Source organism: Actinophytocola sp., assembly GCF_035634895.1.
In the GTDB taxonomy this organism is placed as follows: Bacteria; Actinomycetota; Actinomycetes; order Mycobacteriales; family Pseudonocardiaceae; genus Actinophytocola.
Genome location: NZ_DASQCC010000081.1, coordinates 17,038 through 36,332, shown reverse-complemented (window position 1 = coordinate 36,332; position 19,295 = coordinate 17,038). Strand labels below are relative to the sequence as shown.

At 71.4% G+C, this 19,295-nt stretch carries 1 protein-coding gene (running past one end of the window); it reads right to left on the bottom strand.

Going from position 1 to position 19,295, the window contains the following annotated elements; translation table 11 throughout:
• On the bottom strand, positions 1-19,295 hold part of the coding region annotated (locus tag VET29_RS11225; RefSeq protein WP_324918809.1) for a DnaJ domain-containing protein (this coding region is incomplete at its 3' end). Its footprint begins 16,911 nt before the window's first position; 19,295 of 36,206 annotated nt are visible.

The window sequence follows — 19,295 nt, the reverse complement described above, 5'->3', positions numbered from 1 at the left end:
CCGGTGACGATGATGCCGGGCCGGGCGATCGCGCCGACCTTGCCGACGGTGTGCCCGGAGGACTTCGAGTTCGTGTCGCCACGGGACACCGAGTCGCTGACCGCCAGCTTGTCGACGTGCTCGATGCCGGTGAACTCCGGGCCCTCGACGAACTTCGCGCCGACGCTCAGGAAGTACGTCTTGCCCTTCCACCGGCCCAGCTCGCGGCGCATGGGCGCGACCTGCTCGCCGTTCAGCGCGGCGCTCGCGGCGCGGTTCACGTTGGCCAGCAGATGGTCGACCATGCCGTGGTTGTCGTGCTTGGCGTCGTACCGGGACTTCGGCAGCAGCGAGCGCGCACCGTCCTCGCCGAGGTTGTCGACGAGGTCCCTGTGCAGGTTCTCGATGCTGCCCCGCGCGTCGATGGTCGAGGTGATCGCGCCGACGCCGAGCGAGACGCCGCTGCTGTCCACGATGGACGGCGGCGGGGGCAGCGGTGAACGCGGCTCCCCCGGCACGATCGACTCGAAGCTCTCCACCCGCGACATCTGGCCGACCGACATGGTGGCGAAGCTGTCCTCGGTGGCCGTCCTGGTGACCTTGCGCGGGAACGAGTTGGACCGCGGCGTGTGCCTCGGGGTGGGCCTGCCGTCGGACCGGGCGGTGTCGGAACGCGAGCCGGCGGACCGGTTGCCGTCCGAACGGCCCCCCTCGGAGCGGTCACCCTCGGAATGGATGCTGTCCGAGAGGTTGCCGTCGGAGCGACCGCCGTCGGACCGGGCTGCCGAGCCCGTGTCGGAGCGGGTCTCCGAGGCGGAGTCGGGCGTGACGGCGTCGGGGGTCACCTCGGCGCCGGGCACCGCGGCGGCCTCGGCCGCCGCGTTCGCCTCGGCCGCCTCCTTCGCCTCGGTGTGCGCCTGCATGGCGTCGATCTGCTCGTCCGTCGCCCACATGAGCATGCCCTTGGGCTGGTCGTAGCTCAGTCCGGCGCGGCCCGGCTCCTTGCCGGGGAACAGGTTCGCCTTGTCGTAGTTGTTCGTGTACTTCGCGTCGGAGACCATGTCGGCGGTGTAGTCCGCCCAGATCAGGGTTTCCTTGACCAGCCGCGAGCTCTTGACCGTCGTCTCGGACGAGCTGGCGAAGTCCGACGACCTGCCCTGGCCCCAACGCTGTTCGAACGGGGTGGCCTCGCCGCCGATGAAGCCGCGGAAGCGGACCACCGGGTCGTCGCCGATCGCGTTGCTGACCGGCATGAGGGTGTCGCCCGCGGTGATGCCGAACGACGAGGAGGTCTTGTCGCCGCGGCCCGTTCCGACGCCCGCGCCGTAGCTCTTCTCGATCTCCTGGAGCTCGTGGAACTTCATCGGCCGCGGCCGGAACGGGGTGATCAGCACCGTCGAGTCGACGTCGAGGTTGGACCACTTGCGGGCCCAGTCCCGGTCGATGCTCATCGGCTCGAACCGCCGCCTGCTGCGCTTCAGGTGGTCGGGGGTCAGCTGGTCCTCTGCGGTGCGCGAGCTGTGCGGGTACTTCGCGCGGCCGTCGGGGCCGAGCGTGTCGACCGGGTCGCCGGAGGCCTTGTGGACCCGCTCGTCCAGGGCGTCGCCGATGTGGTCGGTGCCGAACACCGCGACCACGTCGACGTCGTCGAGGATGCGCGGTGCCTTGCGGCGCAGCTCGTTCGGCCTCGGGACGGTGGCCGTGTCGTCCATGAACTTCTTGTTCACGGGCTCGGAGGTCTCGAACTCGTGGACCTTCTTCGACGAGGTCAGCGAGTCCGGCACGAGCACCTTCAGCGGCACCTCGTGCGACTTCAGGGTCTGGGTGAGAAGTTCCGGCGCGGACCTGCCTGGCAGGCCGACGCTCGGCCTGAACGTCGAGGTGACGGTCGGCGTGATGGTGAGCTTCGCGCCGAACGGCCACACCTTCTGCTTGGCGGCCTTGCCGTCGGCGTCGGCGCCTCGGCCGTGCGTGCGCTTGGTGCCCTCGCTGCTCTTGGCGGACATGTCGGCGGAGCTGGACCAGAGCTTGCTCTTGCCGATGTTCAGGTTGCCCGCGTGCGACAGACCGCTGTCGCCGAACGGATGCCAGAACCGCGACTGGATGCCGACCTCGCCCTTCCTGGAGCTCTCGTCGGAGAGCTTGGACGACAGCTTCTCCTTGGCCTCGCTGGAGTACGCGACCTCGTCCGGCCGGCCGGCCGGGGTGATCTCGTCGAGCGTGGCCTTCAGGTTGATGGTGTTGCCGTAGTCGCCGGGCAGCGCGTCCTTCGGCTTGACCGTGAACGTCACGCCCCGGTCGGTGAGCATCGTGTCGACCAGCTCGGACAGCTGCTCGTTCGAGATGTCCTTGCGCAGCCCGTCGCTGCGGGACAGCAGCCGCTCGATGCTCGCCTTGAGCCCGCGCGAGTAGGTGCCGACCCTGACGTCGCCGAACTCGACCACGTAGTCGCTGCGGGTCATGTGGTACCACTTGCGGCCCGGCAGCTTGCGCAGGCTCTTCGCCACCGCGCGGTAGACGTTGTCGCCGCCCTTGAAGTCGTCGACGATCATGCCGCCGAGCGACTTCTTGGCCGTCACCCACGGCGGCGGGTACCGCTGCTCGTTCTCGGCCAGCGGAGCTTCCTCGCGCGGTGGCACCAGCCCGGCGTCGGCCGCCTTGTCGTACGAGGTCGACTGGTAGGTCACGACGTCGCCGTCGAGCGTCTTGATCTCGCCGCCCAGCGGCCGCACCTGGATCTCGTGCACCGTGCGGTACCGGACCTCGTCGCCGGACCTCGCGACCGACGACTTGTAGAGGTCCTTGACCGTGTGCTCCATGCCGTGCGACGACTTCACGGAGCCGCCGAACGCGGGGCCTGAGGCGAAGTAGAGCGTCTGGGCGATGTCGCCCCCGACGCCGACGCCCAGCGAGCCCTCGGCGCCGCGGTCGGTGGTGTCCTTCGTGGTCAGCGTGTCCTTCACGAAGCGGCTGTCGGTCACCTTCACGTCGGGCACCGTGTTGATGACCTCGGCCTGCTTGGCGATGGCACGCACCTGGAACTTGCTGGCCTTGTTGGACCACCGCTTGCTGTCCGCGCCCTTGGTCAGCGCCGGGGACTCCTGCCAGCCCGCCTCGGGGTTGCGCCGGACGTCCTCCTCGGTCACCGCCATCTTGTGCCACTTGGACTTCAGCCCCGAGTCGCTGACGAGGCCCTGCAGCTCGCCGCGGCCCGCCGACCGCATCTCGGTCAGGCTCTTCGGTAGGAGCTTCCCGGCCTGCTCGAAGAAGCTGTTGCCGCGCTTGGTGTTGGTGAACAGCTCCTCGATCCGCGGCGCGGCGGGGAGGGCCTTCGGCTTGTCGATGACGAACGCGTCGTCGGCGCGGCGGCCCAGGTTCAGCGGGACGTCGACCTCGACCTTGCCCGTCTCGGACCTGTTCCTGCGCACGCCGTCCGCGTCGGTGACCTGGCCGAGCAGCTCACCCTTGCCGTTGCGGATCTCGTAGGACAGCTCCACCGGCATCCGCACGCGATGCGTGTTCGTGAACTCGGCCTCGGTGGACTGCTTGGTCTTGCGCTGCCCGGAGACCTCGTGGCTCTCGTTCGGGGTGAGCGTGCCGCCCGCCTTGACGTTGACCGCGAGCGGCGGCGCGGCCGAGACATTGGCCTGCTTGGTGACAGTGCCGTCATGGCCCGAGGACGTCTTGTTCTTCGAGACGGTCTTGTTGTCGCCGGAGGACTTCATCTTCCCGGCCTCCGCGGCCGGGTCGACGACCTCGGCCTGGCCCCACCGCTGCACGGCCATGGGCCGTACCTCGTAGACGTCGTCCTTCGTGACGATCCGGTACGGCTGCTTGCGGTTGTCGCCGACGAACGGCCGGTAGTCCGAGGTGACCTCGTGGTGGATCTGGTCGAGCATCGGGTGCTTGGCCAGCGCCGGTGCCACCTTGCCGATGGTGCGCTTCGGGTTGACTCCCGTGAGCGCCGACGGGTTGTCCGCCCGGCCTGCGCCCCGGTTCTCCAGGGCGTACTCGGGGATCCCGGAACGCACGGTGTCCCCGGTGACCTCGCCGGTGAGCACCGGCGCCTTGGGCGGCGGGGGCGGTACGGGGGTGCCCGGCGTCTCCTGGGCGGTGTCCCGGGGCTCCCGGGCGCTCTGCGTGTTGTCCCGGGTGGCCTGGTCCTGGTCCTCCGACCAGAAGCCGTCGGGCCGTTCGTAGGACCTGCTGGAGGACAGCGACTCCAGCTCGTGGTCCTCGTGGATGGTCTCCAGGCCGGTGGTCCGGTGCCCGAGGCCGGGGGCGGTGGACGTGCTGCTCCCGACCTCCCTCGACGGTGCCTCGGGCGGGCTCGGGAACTCGTCGGGCGTGACCAGGATGCTCGGCACGTTCTCGGCCGGCGTCACCTCGAAGGTAGGCAGGCCGTCGGCCGGCGTCACCTCGAAGGTAGGCAGGCCGTCAGCCGGCGTCACCTCGAAGGTAGGCAGGCCGTCAGCCGGGGTGACTTCGAAGGTCGGCAGGCCGTCGGCCGGGGTGAACTCGAAGGTCGGCAGGCCGGCCGCGGGTTCCGGGGTCGGCTCCGTCACGGCCGGGACCGGCTTGGGCGCGGCGGCCGGAGCCGGCGAGACGGCGGCGGGCCGCTGCACACCCGCCGGGTAGGCGGTGTTCAGCTCGTCGGCGAGCCGGCCCGACAGCTCCGCCGCGCTGTCGTGGCCACCGGCCAGGTAGCGGAGTCCTACCACCCTCATGATCTCGCCGAAGAACGACGTGTTCGGGTTCCGGTCCTCCGGGAGCTGGTGGTACTGCTTGACGATGTCCGCGATCTCGTCGGCGGCCCGGTCGTAGGCGGTCCTGCCCTCGTCGCCGAGTGCCTCGTGCAGTGCCTTGGCCCTAGCCGCCCGGTAGTGCCACGTCCCGGGCTCCGCGGCGACCCGGTCGTCAGGGCTCCCGGCGAGCTTCTTCGCCAGCTGGTCGGCGTGGAAGTGGCCGTAGCTGTCGTACTGGTGCGCGACGGCGTCCACGATGTCGTCGAACACCACCCGGTCGGGGTGGCCCACGGGCGGCTCGTCCATGTGCCGACCGGCGATGACCCCCGCGGCGGCCCAGGCCAGTACGGCCTTCTTGTTCTTCTTCACCGTGTCCGGGTGCAGGTCGAGCCCGCGGCCCTCGCCCGGGCGCGCCTCGGTCTGCGGGGCGGTGCTCTCGACGTCCGTGTGCCCGATGCGGCCGGTCAGGTCGATGCCCTGTCCGCGCGCCATGGCGTCGGCGATCTGGTCGAGTGACCGGCCACCCTGGAACAGCTGGTCCATGTCCTTGAACGCGACCGGCGCGAACCCGGCCTCCAGCAGCAGCCTCGGCAGCAACAGGTGCACGTTCAGCCTGCGGTTGGTGTCCTTGAACGGGTGCACGATGTGCACGGTGCGCACCGCGCGGCCGATGGCCTTCAACCGGTCCGCGTCCGAACCCGCCTTCGCCATGTCGTCGTAGAACCGGTCGAACACCGCGTCGACGAGACCCCTGGCCTCCTCGACCCCGTAGTTCGTGCGGATGTACGGCCGCTGGTTGGTCTCCCGGTCGAGGAAGGTGATCGCGCTGCCGCCGACGAGGTACTTGCCGCCCTCGACCAGCAACGGCCTGCCGAGCAGCGTCTCGGTGAACACGTCGGGGCTGGGGTTCTCCGCCCGCAACGGGAAGTCCGTCGCCTCGTAGTCGCTGGCGGTCCAGTTCGCCTTCTTCTTCAGCGACGAGTTGACGGCGTCGTGCATCTGCTCGTACAGCTCGGAGTTCAGCCGCTGTTGCGGGAACTTCGCCGTGTCCAGGAACTTCTCGTAGGCCGCCTCCATGCTCTGCTTGTAGCCGGGCGACTCATCGTGGTCGTAGTACGAGCCGGGGTCGTGCGGGAACAGCCGCTCCGCGATGTCGAAGTGCGCCGGGTCGAGGTAGAGCCGGTACCACTCCTTGCGCGGCAGGACGCTCTCGAGGTCGCGGGGCGCCCGCGCGGGGGACGGCTCCGACGCCGTGCTCACGGCGTCGTCGGTGCCGCGCAGCGACTCGCCCGTGAGCGCGTCGTCGAGCCAGGAGTGGTACTCCCACGAGGAAAGGCGGTCGTTGGCGCGCTCCAGTGCGGACTCCGCCGCGGTCGCCCGGTTCCGCGCCTCGGTGACCACGGACTCCGGCGCGTTGGCGCCGAGCGCGCGGGCCAGGTGGCTCTCCGCGTTGTCCAACCGCCTGCGTGCGCTGTCGACCGCGGCGCGGGCCGCCTGCTCCGTGCGGGCGGGGCCGCGGCTCACCTCGGGGGGCGTGGCGAACTCGGTCGCGGGTGGACGCGGTGCGTTCGGGGCGGACTCGAGGTCCCGCAGGCGGTTCTCGATGAGCCACATGTTGCGCGGCTTGAACCGCGCGTCGGGGTCGGCGAACCCGGCCGTCATCGGGCCCTTGTCCGGCATGACCCGGCCCTTGCCGGCCTGGTGCTGGAAGACCGGCTTGTCCCCGGCCTTCGACAGGTACTCGTCGTGCAGGCCCTGGAAGTGGCCTGCCTCGTGGCCCAGCTCCTCCTTCGGCAGGTCCACCGGCCAGTTGAGCTGGTCGGCCCGGCCGCCGCGCTCGCCGACCCTGACGACGCCGTCGCCCGCGTCGGCACGGTTGTCGACGAACTCCACCGCCGAGTGGAACTGACGACCGCCCGCGGTCCGGTAGCCCTGGTTGTACCGCTCGTCCACACCGGCCTTCACGCGCTCCTGGAGCGCGCGGATCTCGTCCGGCGAGGCCTTGGCCACGTTGTCCAGGAACACCTTCGTGGTGTGGTGTTCCACCGGCACGGTCCTGCCGTCCGGCCCCGTCACGTCGAACCGGCGAACGTCGTACGAGATGGGCCCAGCCCACGGCCTGCCGCTCTGCCGGAGTCCGCCGTCCACGCCGTGCACGCGACTCACGACCGGTGCGTTCTTCGCGGCGTTCTCGATGACCGCCGGCGAGACCCGGTTGGGTGCCGGGTCGAACCACGGCGCGCTCTCGGCCGTGCTGTGCCGCCACGACTCGTCGTTGAGGATCGCGTCGGCCGGGTTGGTGCCACGCTTGAGCTTCCAGTCCACCGTGACGTCCGCGCCGTCGGGCCCGCCCGGCTCGACCTTCGCGCCGATGCCGTGCTCGGCCAGCCCGTCCGCGACCAGGTGCGCGTTGGCACCCGACACCGTCACCGGCGGCGGCAGGTAGCCGTCCTGGCGCCGGGTCTCCGTCGCGTTCCTGAGCATGTCCGCCAGCGACTCCAGCTCGCCGCGCTGCCCCTCGCTCAACCGGGTGCTGTCCGGCGCGATGTCGAACGTGTGCTCCGGCGCCGGTCCGGCCGGCCGCTCCGGACGCGACCCGGTGGCCTGGGGCCCGGTCGACCCGCCGTCCCGCAGCGGTGCCGCCGGCGGGTCGGGGAAGTCGCCGCCCAGGCGGTGGGCGTCGCCGGTGTGCAACGAGCTCGCCAGGCCGTTCGCCACCCGCAGCGCGTTGCGCTCCGCGTCCCGCAGGTCGAGCCCGGCGGCCCGGTCCCTCAACATCTGGGCGCCGACGATGGTGGTGAGCGCCTGGTCGCGGGCGATCATGTCGCGCTGCGCGGAGGTGACCATCGAGCCGATGCCCTGCGCGATGTGCCGGTTGGCCAGGATCTGCCCCGCACGCGTGGCGATCCAGCCCGCCATGTCCGGCGGCAGCTTGCTCGAGCCGGTGACCTGCCGGGCCTGGTCCCACTGCGCCTTGACCGGCGCGGGCAGCGAGACGCCCTGCGGCAGCCTGCCGGTCGGCGTGCCGTCCTGCCGGGCCAGCGAGCCGTCCTCGGCCAGCCGGATGCCGTCGCCGGCCAGGCCGCCGCTGCTCGCCTTGCCGCGCTGCGCGGCGACGGTCTCCGCGACCTCCCGGACCATCGCCGGGCCGTCGCCCTCCAGCATGGACTGGGCGACGATGTCCACGGCACGCGCGTACATCTCCGGCGGGTTCGGCGCCCGCCAGCCCGCCTTGTACAGCGCGCCCATGGCCCGGTTGCGCAGGCCCTGTGCGATCGCCGGGGACTCCTGGGCGAGCACGGCCGCGGCCTGCCGGCCGGTCAGCTCGATCTCGCCGAGCTCCTCCGGCGTGGACGCCCGGAACGGGCTCGTCGACCTCGGGCGGCCCACCGGCGAGCCGGACCGCTCCGGCGAGTGCTCGGCGGACCGGGCCGGGCTGCCCTCCGACGAGGACGGCGGGTCGATCGGGTTGCCCTCCAGGTCGAAGACGCGCTGGGGGCCGCGGGTCGGCACGAGGTCCCAGCCGGCCTTGCGCAGCCGCAGCCCCTCGGGGCTCGGCGCCACCAGGCCCGCGTCCTTCAGCTGCTGGTAGCCCTTGGCGAACTCGCTCTTGGTCTGCCCGAACGCCTCGAGCGTCTGGACGTTCTCGCGGTGGTCGAGCAGCGGCCGGAACCCGCCCGAGAACGCGAGCACCCGCGCGATCTGCTGGGCGTGCGCGGTCGAGTCCGCCTTCTTCCCCAGCTTCGGGTCCTTGTCGACCAGGTGGTCGCGGACGTTCCCGGCGATGTCGTCGGCGTGGATCGCCAGCAGGTCGCCCACCGGTGGCGCGGGGAACACCGTCTCCGCACCGGTGACCGGCTCGTCGCCGGGCGCGGCGCCCCACCGGACCTCCGGCCGCCCGCTGCCGCGGGCCTCCGGGCCGGGGCCGTACTGCGCCCGGTCGTCCCAGTCGGCGATGAGCGGCCGCAGCGCGGTCTTGACGTCGTCGCGGACCGGCATCGAGGCGAACTTCTCCAGCCGGTCCCACATCCGGTCGGCGTGCTCCTGGCCGCCCCACTCCCTGACGTCGTCGAGCAGTTTCTCCAGCGCCCGGCGCCGCTCGCCGTTGTTCAGGTGCGCCTGCGCGGTCAGCACGGCGTGGCCGGTCATCAGGTCGTGCAGGTCCTTGCCGGTCCAGTGCTGGAGCTTCGTGCCGAGGAGGTTGGTCTCGCTGTACTCCCCGGCACGCGCGGCGAGGCCGGCCGCCACCTGCGCGGGCGAGCTGTCGCCGGACCGGCCCGCCTGCCGGTCGGCTACGTCGAACGCGTCGAGGACGTCGAACACGTCCTGCGCGACCTTCTTCACGCTGTCCTGGTCGGTCTTCGTGCGGGAGATCATCGTGCGGAGCTTGTCCGCGGCCAGCTCGTCCGGGGTGAGGACGTGGATGTCCTTGCCGGGGCCGTCGCCACCGAGGCGCGCCGTGTCCGGGCGGTCGCTGGGCACGACCGTCAGGCTGATCTCCTGGCCGAGGATGTTCAGCGAACCCATCGAGGTGGAGCCGGCACCTGACTTGCGCAGTGGCGCGAACTCGCCGATCTGGGCGCCACGCGGCACCGAACCGGTCTTCAGCTGCGCGTGGTAGTTGTTCTGCAGCTGCGGCTTCGCCGACTTGTTCAGGTAGTCGAGGAAGTGCTGGCCCGCGGGTTCGCTGAAGTCCTTGAACCCGGCCTCGCTCGCGGTGATGCGGAAGTCGAGGTCCTTCGGCGGGCGCACGCCGCCCTGGTAGCCCAGCGCCGCGCCACCGGACAGGAACGGCACCGCCTCGGCGCCGCCCGGGCGACCCGCGAAGTACTTGGCCATGGTGTTGGTGAACCAGTCGCCGGCCTGCTCCAGCGACCAGCCCTTGACCGGCGCGATCTCGTCGGCACCCGCCCGCGACGGGACGGGCACCGGCTGCTCGTCCCAGAAGTTCTCGTCGTACTTGGCGTCCCGCGCCTCCTGCCGGGACGGCTGGTCGTGCGCGGCCGCCACGGCCGGGAGGTCCGACACCTGCTGGTGGCGGCCCCTGCCCGACGGCGCGGCGGGCGGGTTCGGGAACTCCTCCGCGGTCGCCGGCGAGTGGCGGCCGTCGTCGGAGAAGGCGTGCCCGTCGGAGTGGTCGCCGCCGCCGTCGGAATGCGCGTAGCCGCCATCGGAATGGTCGCTACCGCCATCGGAGTGGGCGTAGCCGCCGTCGGAATGGTCACTGCCACCATCGGAATGGGCGTAGCCGCCGTCGGAGTGGTCGCTGCCGTCCTTGTCGGAGTGGTCGCTGCCGGTCGCCTCGGACTCGCTCGACGAGTACTCCGGTGCGGTGGACCGGAACGGCTCGGTCAGGTCGACGCCCTGCCCACGTGCCATGGCGTCGGCGACCTGGTCGAGCGTGCGGCTGCCGTCGAACAGCGGGACCAGGTCGCGGAACAGGATCGGCTGGAACCCCGCCTCCAGCATCAGCCTCGGCAGCAGCAGGTGGATGTTCAGGCGCCCGTTGGCGTCCTCGAACGGGTGCACGATGTGCAGGGTGCGGACCACACGGCCGATCGCGCGGAACCGGTCCGCGTCGTTGGTGGCACGGCCGAGGTCGCCGTAGAAGTCGTCGAAGACGCCGTTGACCAGGCCCTGGACCTCGTGCTGGCGGTAGTTCGTCCGGACGATCGGCTTGTTCGGGTTGCTCCAGGTGTCGAGGATCGTGATCGGCTGGACGTCCGCCTTCTTGCCGGAGCGCAGCAACGCGGCGGCGTCGACCATCAGCGGGCGACCACCCACGGTGTCGCTGAACACGTCCGGGCTGGGGCGCGAGCTGCCGAGCGGGAAGCCCGTCGTGCCGCGGCCGGACCACGGGATCTCCCGGCCCAGCTGCGCCGTCACGGCCTCGTGCATCTGCCGGTACAGGTCCGCGTTCAGGCGCTGTGTGGTGAAGTCCGCCGGGTTGAGGAACCGCTCGTACGCGTCGACCATGCCCGCCTGGAAGCCCGGCGACCGCTCCCGGTCGTAGAGCGAGCCGGGGTTGTCCGGGAACATCGCCTCCGCCTTGGCGATGTCCTTCGGGTTCAGGTAGAGGCGGTGCCAGTCCTCGCGCGAGAGCACGTCCTCCAGCCGCCGCGGCGGCCGCGCGCCCGACGGCTCGGACGCCTGGCTCGCCGCGTAGTCCGTGCTGCGCAACGAGGCCTGGTCGGTGAACTGGTTGTTGAGCCACTCGTCGTGGTGCCGCGCGCCGTGCTCGGTCTGGTGGTCCCAGACCTCGAGGTTGCTGTGCGCGACGTCGAGCGCGGCCTCCGCGAGCGCCACCCCGCCCCGCGCAGCGGCGATCGGAGCCGGTTCCGGCGCGGTGGACGACGAAGGCTGGTGCCCGTGTTCTGCCTGCGCCTCGTCGAGCCTGGCCTGCGCCTCGTCGAGCGCGTGGCTCGCGGCCGCGACGACGTCGCGGGCCTCCTCGACCGAGCGCGGGAAGTTGTTGACGACGTCGTCGAAGATGCCGTGCGCGTCCTCGGCCAGCTCGCGGGAGACCGACGGCGGCTCGAAGTCGATGTGCGGTGCGGGCGCTTCCGGGGCCGGCGCCGGCGTGTGGTCCGAGCCGAACCGGTCGCGCAGGTACTGCAGCAGCGACGGCAGCCTGCGGTCGGCGCCGCCCGCGGTGCGTGGTGGCGCCGGGTAGGACTCGTGCTGCACGGGGAGGTCCGACGCGAGGTCGCGCTGCCGGTTCTCGATCCGCCACATGTCGCGCGGCAGGAACTTCGAGTTCGGGCCCTTCACCGCGTCGGTCATGATGCCGCTGTCGTCGATGACCCGGCCTCTGCCGTCCTGGTGCTGGAAGATCGGCTTGTTCGCGCCCCTGTCGAAGTACTGGTCGTGCAGGCCGAGGAAGTGGCCGATCTCGTGCGCGATCTTGTCGGCGGCCAGGTCCACCGGCCAGCTGAGCTGGTTCGCCTCGCCGCCCGCCCGGTCGATCCCGACGACGGCGAACGCGTCCGCGGGGTCGTCGACGAAGTCGACGGACACGTGGAACTGCCGGCCGTTCGCCATCCGGTAGCCCGGGTTGTACCGCCCGTCCACGCCCGTCTTCGCCCTGTCCTGCAGGGCCCTGATCTGCGCGTCGGTGTAGCTGCCCTTGTCCAGGAACAACTTCACGTGGCGGTCGCCGACGCCGCCCTTCCCGCCGGGCATGTCGAAGTCGCGAACGTCGTAGGCGATCGGGCCGCGCCACGTGTTCAGCTTCGAGCCGTCGGTCGTGATGATCGAGTCGGTGGTGAGGCCGCCCTGGTCGCCGCGTACCCGGCCGGTGACCGGCATGTCCTTGGCGACGCCCGCGATGTCCTGTGCCGGGATGTGGTCGGGTTTCGGGTCGAACCAGGGCGCGCTGACGTCCTTGCTGCTCGCCCACCTCGGGTCGTCCAGGATCTGCTGCACCGGGTCCGGCCGGAGGATCGGCTCGCCCTCCGGGGGGTCCCAGGTGATCCTGGTGTCGGTGACCCGCTCCGAGCGCGGTGCCTCGGGCGGGACGAAGTCGGCCGGCCGCTCCATGTTCCAGTCGACGTGGACGTCGGCGCCCCCGTCGCGGCCCGGCCTGACCTCCGCGTCGATACCGCGCTCGGCCAGCGCGCCGGCGATGACGTGGGCGGCGTCGCCGGACACCGCCACCTTCGGCGGTAGGTAGCCCAACCCGTCACGGGTCGCCTTCGCCTCGGTCAGCTCCCTGATCAACGAGTCCAGCTTCGGCCGCTGCTCGCCGCCGAGGCGCGTACTGCCCGGCGCGATGTCGAACGAACGCTCGGGCCCCGGGCCCGAGGCGTCCGGGCGGGGCGTGAGCACCCACGGCGCGGGCGGCACCGCCTTGGCGAAGTACTCGTCGGCGTCCGGGCGGGGTGCGGCGGGTGGGTTCCGGAACTCGTCGCCCTGGTCGCGCAACTGCGCGGCCAGGTCGTTGACCAAGCCGAGCGCGTTGCGCTCCGCCTGTCGGCTGGTCAGCCCGCCCGCGTGGTCCTCGATCATCCGCGCCGTCACGATCGTGTTCAGCGCCTGGTCGCGGGCGATCTGGTCGCGCCGCATCGACGTGATCCGCGAGCCGGCCGACTCGGTCACGTGGCGGTTCGCCAGGATCTGGTTCGCCCTGGTGGAGACCCAGCCGGCGATCTCGGGCGGCAGCTTGTTCGATCCGGTGACCTGGCGCGCCCGCTCCCACTGCTTGCGCACCGCGGGCGGCAGCACCTCGCGGGCACCCGGCGGCAGGCTGCCGGTGCTCGTGCCGTCCGGCCGGGCCACCGACCCGTCGTCCGCCAGCCGCACCCCGTCACCAGCGGGCCCGGCGTGGCTCGCGTCCTCCTTCCAGGAGGTCACGGCCTGCGCGGTGTCCCGCACCAGCTCCGGGCTGTCGTGGTCGAGGATCGAGTGGGCGACGATGTCCACCGCGCGCCGGTAGGCGTCGCCGGGGAACGGCGAGTGCCAGCCGGCCTTGTGCAGCTCGTCCTTGGCGCGGTTGCGCAGCCCTTGTGCCACGTCCCGGTTCTCGGCGGCCAACGCGTCGGACGCCTGCCGGCCCATGAACTCGATCTCGGCCAGGTTCTCCGGGGTCGACGCGCGGGGCGGGCTGACCGACCGCGGCCGCTCCACGGGCGAGCCCGACCGCTCGGGGGAGCGCTCCGGCGACCGGGCCGGGCTGCCCTCCGACGAGGACGGCGGGTCGATGTTGTTGCCCTCGAGGTCCACCACCCGCTGCGGACCCTCGGTCGGCACCAGGTTCCAGCCCGCCTTGCGCAGCCGGAGGCCTTCGGGGCTCGGCGCCACCAGGCCGGCCTTGTGCAGCTGGTCGAAGCCCTTGCTGAAGTCGTTCTTGCCGAGACCGAACGCCTCCTGCGTCTGGAACGGCTCGCCGCTGTCGACCAGCGGCCGGAAGCCGCCGGAGAAGGCGAGCACCCGGGCGATCTGCTCGGCCTGCGCGGTCGAGTCCGGCCTGGCGCCGAGCCTCGGGTCCCCGTCGACCAGGTGGTCGCGCACGTTCCCGGCGATGTCGTCGGCGTGGATGTTCAGCAGGTCCTCGACCGGCGGCACGTACGACGACTCACCGCTGTGGCCCGGCTCCTCGCCCGGGGCGGCGCCCGGCCGCACCTCGGGCCGGCCGCTGCCCCGGGACTCCGGCCCCGGCCCGTACTGGCGCCGGTCGTCGAAGTCCGCCATCAGCGGCCGCAGGGCCTTCTTGACCTCGTCGCCGACCGGGACGTTGCCGATGTCCCCCAGCCGCCGCCACATGCGGTCGGCCTTCTCGTGGCCGCCCCAGTCCCGCACGTCGTCCAGCAGCTTCTCGAGCGCCCGCCGCCGCTCGCCGTTCTTCAGGTGCGCCTTCGCCGTCTCGACCGCGTGACCGGTCATCAGGTCGTGCAGGCTCCGGTCGTCCCAGTGCTGGAGCTTCGTGCCGAGGAGGTTGGTCTCGCTGTACTGCTCGGCCCGCGCCGAGAGGCCCTTGTCCAGGTGGCCGCCGGTGGTGTCGCCGATGTGGCCGGCGTCCCGGTCGGCCACGTCCATCGCGTCGAGGACGTCGAACACGTCCTGCGCGACCTTCTTCACGCTGTCCTGGTCGGTCTTCGTGCGGGAGATCATCGTCCGCAGCTTGTCCGCGACCAGCTCGTCCGGGGTCAGGACGTGGATGTCCTTGCCGGGACCGTCACCGCCGACCGGCCTCGTCTCCGGCCGGTCGTTGGGCACCACGGTCAGGCTGATCTCCTGGCCGAGGATGTTCAGCGAACCCATCGACGTCGACCCGACACCGGACTTGCGCAGCGGCGCGAACTCGCCGATCTGGGCGCCACGCGGCACCGAACCGGACTTCAGCTGCGCCCGGTACTCGTTCTGCAGCTGTTTGGCCGCCGAGTTGTTCAGGTGGTCGAGGAAGCGCTGCGCGACCGGGTCGCTGAAGTCCTTGAAGCCGGCCTCGCCCGCGGTGATCCGGAAGTCGAGGTCCTTCGGCGGGCGCACGCCACCCTGCCGGGCCAGGGCCGCACCGCCGGACAGGAACGGCACGACCGGCTCGCCGCCCCGGCCGCCGAAGTACTTGGCCATCGTGTTGGTGAACCAGTCGCCCGCCTCGTCGAGCGACCAGCCCTTGACCGGCGCGATCTCCTCCGCACCGGCCCTAGGCGGGACCGGTACCGGCCGCTCGTCCCAGGTGTCCTGGTCGTACTTGGCGTCCCGGGCGTCCGACCGCGACGGCCGGTCGTGCGCCGACTCCACCGCGGGCAGGTCCCTGATGTTCTGGCGCCGCGGATCGCGGCGCGGCCCGCCGTCGGACTCGCTGTCGGACCGGTGTTCGGAACCACTGTCCGACCTGTTGCCGGACCTGTTGCCGGGTCCCCTTCCGGAACTGTTGCCGGGACCGTTGTTCGGCCTGTTGGGTCCGCGTGGCGGCGGCTTGGGCTTGTTGCTCGGCGCGCTGGTGGGGGTCTGGTGCTGGCTGTAGGGGCCGTCGGCGTAGATGCTGTCGACCAGGTCGCCGGGGCCGGCGAGGTTGGGCTTGGGCCGCGTGTAGGTGCTGTCGTCACCGAGGCCGTGGGAAGCGACCGGCTTCGCCTGGCCCTGGATGTCGGTGATCATCCCGGCCTGCTCGGGCGTCAGCTCCTTCACCAGGCCGTCGCCCATGATGCCGCCGCGGCCCACCGCGTGGTTGAACAGCATCTTCGGGTCGTGGTAGCCCTCCCACAGCCCGAGGAAGTGGAAGTACTCGTGCAGCCTGCTCGACGCGGGCTGCCCCAGGTCCCACTGGACCTGGTTGACCTCGGGGACGATCGCCCGCCGGAAGGGGTCGCCCTTCGAGGAGTCACGCACCTCGATCGGCACGTTCATCGCCGGGTTGGCGTCCCAGCCGCGCGTGATGCCGTTGGGGGTCAGCGCGTCGACCGTGAAGTGGACCTGGCTGCCCGCGAAGGAGTCCTTGCCCTGCCAGGTGTTCTTGTAGTTGAAGCTCTTGTCCAGCTCGGCCTGCAGCTCGTCGGCCGCGGCCCGCCGCGTGTTGGCGTCGATCGAGTGGTCCGGCGAGACGAGGTCGAGCGGGACGGTGAACTCCAGCACCCACTTGCCCGGCGCCACCTCGAAGTGGCGCAGGTCGTAGCGGATCTGCGTGATCTTGCCGGAGACCTGGCCGTCCTGGGTCCGCAGACCGCCGAGGCGGCTGTTCGGCTCGAACCGCTCGGCGCTGAACCGGGTGGGCGTCGCGCCGTCGCGCCGGCCCTGCCAGGCCTTGTGGTCACTGTGCACGAAGCCGTCGGGGGTGATGCCGTCCGGGGTCGCGTGGCCGTGGGTGCCACCGGCGCCGCGGTCGGTCCCGCGGTCGGTCCCGTCGGGTGCCAGGTGGGCGACCGCGGCCACGGCGGCCACGACCTCCTCCTGCTTCGGCTCCTTGGGCCGGCCGTGCGTGCCCCTGTCGGCTGCCGGCTTCTCCGGGGTGACATTCCGCTCCGGCCCGGACGACTTGTCCTGGGGCCGGTCCTGCGGGCCGATCTTGTCCTGGGAACCCGTCCTGTCCTGCTGGCCGGTCCTGTCCTGGGAGCCTGGGCGGTCCTGCGACCGGTCCGGGGTCGGGCCTGTTTTGTCCGGGGTCGGGCCGGGCCGGTCGGGCGTGGGGCCCGGGCGGTCCGGGGTGGGCATCTGCTTCTGCGGCAGGCGCTGCTCTCCGGAGTGGGTCACCTGCTTCTCGACGTCCGGCCGCTCGTTGGTCTGCGGCACGGTCCGGTCGGCGCCCGCCCGGTCGGTCGACTGCGTGAGGGGGAACGTCTTCTCCGTCGGCCGGTCCAGCAGGGACTGAAACCTGTCGGCCACCGACTTGTCGATGCCCTTGGCGATGGTGGGCGTCGTGTTCCCGGACCCCTCGGTCCTGGGCTGCTGCGATCCCGACTGCGACGACGACTGCTGGCTCTGCGACCCGCCGGTGTCCCGCGGCTGGCCGCCCTGCTGCACGTTCGAGGAGCTCTGCTGCGTCGTGCTGTGCGAGCTCTGCGGCGTCGGGTTCGTGCTGGTCGAGCTGGGGGTACTGGTCGAACTGGGGGTGTTGTTGGAGCTGGGGGTGAAGTTCTGCGTGGAGTGCGAGCTGGGTGCCGGCGCCGACGGCGTTGGCGCGAACGTGCTCGGTCCCGTGCTGGCCGGGAACGCCGGTGGCGTCTCGTCGATCGGACTGACCGGCGCCGCGTCGGACGACTTCCAGAACGGGTTCTCGTCGGTGATCGGGCTGACCAGGGCGTCGTCGGTGAACGCCGCGGGGGTCTGGTCCGCCAGCGCCGGGATGTCGATCTTGGGTATCGGGCTGTCGAGGATGGACGGTTCCGACGCGATGCTGCGTCCCGTGTTGCTCGTGTCCGGCCCGGACTGCGTGACCACCGGCGCGCCCTGCTTCGGCCCACCGGAGGTGCTCGGCTGGTTGGACTGCGTGCTCGGCTGGTTCGACTGCGTGTTGGGCTGGTTCGACTGCGTGTTGGGCTGGTTGGACTGCTGGGAGTTCTGCGGCCCGGACTGGGTGATCGGCTGCCCGCTCTGCTGCGTCCCCGAGCTGCCGACCGGCGTGCTCTGCTGGTTCCCACCCTGCCCCGGCACGTTCGACGACTGACCAGGAAGGTTCGACGACTGACCAGGCAGATTCGACGACTGCCCAGGAAGGTTCGACGACTGGCCTGGAAGGTTCGAGGACTGGCCAGGCAGGTTCGACTGCTGCCCACCCGGGAAGCCGGACTGCTGCCCCGGTTGGAAGACGCCGTTCCCGTCCCGCGAACCGAGCTGCGGCCCGGACTCCGTCCTGATGGGACCGCCGTCGCGACCACCATGGCCGTCCTGCTGGTTGAACTCGCTCCCGCGGCCCTGGTCCCCGAACTGCCGACCGTCGCCGCCACGACCCTGCTGGCTCTGGTCGCCGCCCCGGCCGTCGCTCTGCTGGCTCCCCTGCTGTCCGCCCTGCTGGGAGGCACCATCCGAGCTCTGCCCGGATTCGTTGCCGCCGAAGAACTTCTTGGCGTCGTCCGATATCTGCCCCGAGTGGTCCGACGACCCCGGGTGCCCGTCGGAGGACGTGCTGATCGAGTTCTCGCCGCCGTCGGTGAACAGGCTGCCGAACTTGCCGTCCCCGGTGGAGACGTCCTGGCCGTGGCCGGTGAACCCACCCTCGGTGTCGAACGGGCTCTCGGGGATCGTCGGCGGGGCCGTCTCGTCCAGCGAGTCGGCGATGGAGTGCGTGTCACTCGCGTCGTCGAACGACTGGCCGTCGTCGCCATGCGAGGAGTCGCTGTCCGAGTGCTCACCGCCGAGGAGCGGGGCCTTCTCGGAGTCACCGCCCGGGAGGCCGAGACCCGGCTGGTCGAACTTCATGCCGAACTTGCCGGCGAAGCTCTTGGCCAAGTCGCCGGCCTTGGCGTCGAGCTTCGCGGACATGCCCTTGCTCGCGTGGAAGGGCGCGGCACCGCCGAGGATGCCCGCCCAGATGTCGTCGTCGTGGCCGGTGGCCTTGTTCACGATCGGGTTGCTGGCCGCGACCATGCCGATCTGGGCGCCCGCGTACCCGAGCTGCCCCAGGCCGCGCACCCAGCCGGGCGGGTCGCCCTCCATGCCACGGCCGCCGAGCTTGTTCTTCCAGCTCTTCGGGTCGTCCTTGGTCTTGAAGCCGTTCGAGTCGTAGCCCTTTTCCTCGAAGCCCTTCTTGCCCGCGCCCTCGCCACCCTTACCGGCGCCCTCGCCACCCTTACCGGCGCCTTCGCCGCCCTTCCCGCCGCCCTTGGCACCGCCGCCCTTGCCGGCCCCCGCACCGGGGCCCTTGACGCCGATGTTCTTGGGGCCACCGCCCTTGCCCGCGCCCTTCGCGATACCGCCGAGACCTTTCGCCGCGCCGTGGAAGGCACCGAACGCCGCACCACCGATCGCGCCGCCGATGACGGAACCCTTCACCGAGTCCCAGTCGATGTCGTCGCGTCCACCGTGGCCGCCGTGCAGCTTGTTGTCGATCAGCTGGCCGGTCTGGATACCCAGGTCCAGACCACCCATGAACGCGGCACCACCGGCCGCGTACTTGCCCATCTGCCAGGCCAGCCGCCCCAGTCCCATCGCGGCCTTCTGCCAGGTCATCTGCATGATCTTGCGGACGAGCGCGTTCCAGATGGCCTGCAGGGCGACACGGCCCGCGGCCAGCACCCCGGGCACGGCGAACGCGCCGAAAAGGGAGGCGATCAGGGAGATGACGGTGGCCAGGACCATGAGCGCCATCGCGATCAGCATGATCTTGGCTTTTTGGATGTCCGCGGCGGCGGTGTTGCTCATCTTGCCGAACTCGCCCGACGCGGCCTCGACCTTCTTGAGGTTCTCCTTGACGTCGTTCAGGTACGCCTTCAACCCGTTCGCGGTGTCACCGCGGATCGACGCGTCCAGCCGGGGCAGCATCGCCTCGATCTCGGCGACCCGCTCCTTGGCCGCGGTCTGGAACGCGTACCAGGCATCGGACATCTGGTGCAGGCCGCCCTCGCTGCCCTCCGGCCAGGTCATGCCGAGGGTGACCTTGAAGAACTTCTGTAGACCGTCGGGCAGCTGGGTCGTCAT